This window comes from Kitasatospora sp. NPDC093558 (assembly GCF_040683475.1).
Lineage (GTDB): Bacteria > Actinomycetota > Actinomycetes > Streptomycetales > Streptomycetaceae > Kitasatospora.
Genome location: NZ_JBFBDY010000645.1, coordinates 1 through 3,435, shown reverse-complemented (window position 1 = coordinate 3,435; position 3,435 = coordinate 1). Strand labels below are relative to the sequence as shown.

The 3,435-nt window shown below is 71.1% G+C and carries 3 protein-coding genes; 2 read left to right on the top strand and 1 reads right to left on the bottom strand.

Translation table 11 applies throughout. The features are described from left to right. The coding region (locus tag AB0O00_RS33045) for an RICIN domain-containing protein (protein ID WP_363658109.1) at nucleotides 1-448 on the bottom strand (448 nt) is incomplete at its 3' end. A 225-nt stretch (nucleotides 449-673) separates the two neighbouring features. Between AB0O00_RS33045 and AB0O00_RS33040 the strand changes: the two genes are divergently transcribed. Further along, nucleotides 674-2,692, top strand: a complete 2,019-nt coding sequence (locus AB0O00_RS33040) for an Ig domain-containing protein (RefSeq protein ID WP_363658106.1) — start codon at nucleotides 674-676, stop codon at nucleotides 2,690-2,692. A gap of 86 nt (nucleotides 2,693-2,778) precedes the next feature. After that, a complete protein-coding gene (locus tag AB0O00_RS33035) occupies nucleotides 2,779-3,405 on the top strand; it encodes an RICIN domain-containing protein (RefSeq protein ID WP_363658104.1) in 627 nt (208 codons plus the stop codon). Nucleotides 3,406-3,435: the final 30 nt, after the last annotated feature.

The window sequence follows — 3,435 nt, the reverse complement described above, 5'->3', positions numbered from 1 at the left end:
GGGCGCGGACGGGGCCGTCGTGGTGGGGCGTGAGGCAGCGGGCGCCGGTGGCGAGGGTGTGGCCGCCGGGGACGGGCGTGACGGTGAAGCGCGCTGCGGCGGTGCAGTCGGCCGCGGTGAAGTCGGCCGTGGTGAGGCCGGCGGCGAGGCAGTGTCCGGTCGCGGTGTTGACGAGCAGGTAGGAGCCGTCGGCGCTGCGGCGCAGTCGCCACCGCTGGCCGAGGAGGCCTTGGCAGGCGGCTGTCACGGTCGGGGTGCCGAGGGCGGGCTGCGCGAACTGCGGGCTGAGGCACGTGCCGTCCACGGATGAGGAGATGACGTAGGTGCCGCCGTCCACCAGCTCGTCGGCGGAGGCCTGGGCGGCGGGGGCGGCTCCGGCGGGGGCGGCTCCGGCGAGGACGGCCAGGGCGGCGAGGCTGGACAGGACGGTGCTGTGCGCGGGAGGCATGAGCGGCTCCTGGGCGGTGCGTCGTGGGCGCGTGGGCACTGGCGTGTTGAACGTTCAAATCGCGGCGGTGCGGGTGGGACAAGTGCGGGGGCGAACTTCGGGTCGAGGGGCTTGACCCATGTGATCGGTGACATGTGTCATTTCACATGGCGCCCTGAGGGCCCGTCAACGGGCGTGCAAGGGCTTGCCGTTCCCCTTCCCCCGATCGAGAGTCAGGACCTCCCTGTGCCTATCGCACGTTCGCGTCTCGCCGGATCGCTCCGGAAGCTCCTGCTCGGGGCGCTCGTCCTCGGGCTCGCCGGCACCGGCACCGCCGGTACGGCCCTCGCCCAGGGCGAGCGGCAGTCGGCGGGCAGCGCCGCCACCGCCGATCCGCACCCTGCCGATCCGCACCCCGCCGATCAGCACCCTGCCGATCGGCACCCCGCCGATCCGCACCCCGCCGCCGAGGGGTGGCGGCAGATCGACGGCACCTGGGTGCAGGTCGGCGCCACCCGGCCGCACGTGATGCCCAACGCCACCACCTTCGCCCAGCGAGAGGCCGCGAAGGCCACCGCCACCACCACCACCGCCGCCGCCGTCACCGCCCCGCGCAACAACTACAACCTGCAGATGACCTACCGCGGCGGCCAGGACTCCATCGGCGTCACCACCGGGCAGCCGAAGGTGTACCTGATCTACTGGGGCAGCCAGTGGGGCACCCCGAGCACCGACGCGGCCACCGGCAACGTCACCCTCTCGGGTGACACGGACGCCGCTGCGCCGTACCAGCAGGACTTCTTCAAGGGCCTCGGCAGCACGACCGACACGTGGTCCCGCGTGATGACCCAGTACTGCGAGGGCATCGCGCCCGGCTCGTCCTACTGCCCGCCCGAGGCCAACCACGTCGGCATGCCGGTGGCCGGCCAGACGCTCGCGGGCGTGTGGGTGGACAACGCGGCGCCCGCACCGAAGGCCGCCACCGAGCCGGAGATCGCGGCCGAAGTCGTCGCCGCCGCAAAGCACTTCGGCAACACGGATCCCAATCGGAACCGGGACGTGCAGTACGTCATCAACACCGGCCAGGGCCTGGACCCAGACAAGTGGAAGGAGCTCGGCTACTGCGCCTGGCACACCTTCATGCGCAGCTCGGCCGGCACCCTCGCCTACACGCTCATGCCGTACCTGACCGACGTGCCCGCATGCGGCACCAACTGGATCAACCCGGGTGCGCGCGGCCGGCTCGACGGCTACGGGATCATCGGCGGCCACGAGTACGCCGAGACGATCACCGACCAGAACGCCTCCGGCGCCTGGACCGACGCGACCGGCCAGGAGAACGCCGACAAGTGCTCCTGGATCCCGGTCGGCCGCAACGGCGGGATGTTCAACCTGCAGCTGTCGACGGGGAGTTTCCCGGTGCAGACGACGTGGTCCAACTACGACCACCTGTGCATGGGCGACGATCCGGTCTTCGCGAACGCGCAGCTCCTCGTGACCAGGCCCTGTGAGCAGACGGTCGAGAGCGGCAGGCCCGTCGACCTCGCCGTCCTCGCCTCCGACCGCGCCGGGCGCCCGATCACGTACAGCGCGAAGGGCCTGCCCGCGGGGCTGCGGATCGACGCGGCGACCGGGCGCATCACGGGGACGACGCACGCGACCGGCTGGCGCACGATCACCGTGACCGGCCGCGACGACCGGGGCAACGCGCAGAGCCAGACCTTCCGGGCCGGCTTCTTCCACGGCCCGCAGACCGGCTGCACGCCGATCGAGCAGCTCAACGACCCGGGCTTCGAGAACGGCACCGCTGACCACGGCGTGTGGAACCCGTCCGGCTACAACGTCATCACGCCGTCCACCGCCCACCAGGCACACAGCGGTGCGGCGTACGCGTGGCTCGGGCAGAACACCGCCAGCGACGACTCCATCATCCAGTGGGTCGAGACCACTCCGGGCTACACCAAGGAGCAGCTGTCCTTCTGGCTGAACGTCACGGGCAGCGCCCAGGGGGCCTCCGCGCCCGGCGGCCCGGCGGTCGACACGCTCTCGCTGGAGCTGTACGACCAGTGGAGCGGCAACTACCTGGCGACCGTCAAGACCTGGAGCAACCTGGACGCGACGAACGGCTACCAGCTGCAGTCCTTCGACCTGACGCCGTACGTGGCGGCCGAGTTCGGTTCGACGGTGGGCATCAAGCTGGTCGCGCACTCGACGAGCGGGAAGACCGCGTTCCTGGTCGACGACGCGTCGGTGAAGCTGACCTGAGTCCTGCGGAGGGCAACCGGAGAGGGGGTGCGCCACTTGTGGTGCACCCCTTCCGGGGGCGGCCCCGACTCCCTACCGTTGCGGCCATGACAAGACTTGGTGCGTCAGTAGCCGCTGTTCTCACCGCCCTCGCGCTCGCGGCCCCGGCCACGACAGCCCGCGCAGATTCCGGTTCGGTCACGACCGTCACCGCCCAGGAAGCCCTCGCCCAGGTCCTGGCGACCGCCACGGCCCACGACGGGCAGGCCGCGCTCACCGATTCGAGCCCGTTCTACTTCCACGTCCGTGCCTACGGCGACACCTACTGCCTCGACAACTTCGCCAGCGGCGGCGGCGCGAACAACTCGCCCGTCGGCTTCTGGACCTGCAACGGTGGGCCCACCGAGCTGTGGCGGTGGCGCCTGTACGACGCGGGCGCCTACTACGGCTGGGAACTCGTCAACAACGCCTCCGGCCGCTGCCTGGACTACCCGGAATCATGGGGCAACACGGTGGGCGCGCAGTTCAACGTCTACGACTGCAAGGACGGCGGCGCCCCCGGGCAGACCTTCCACTCCTTCGTCAACGGCGCCGACATCTCGCTCACCTCGCCCAAGACCCCCAGCGTCGTCGCCCTCGACGGCTACGCCTCGCTCTGGAAGGGCGACGGAAGCCCGGTCGGGCTGTGGTACGCGGACACCAGCAACTTCAACGCCTGGCAGCGCTGGTACTGAGCGCTCGCCGATTCCCTCCGGCCCCGGTCC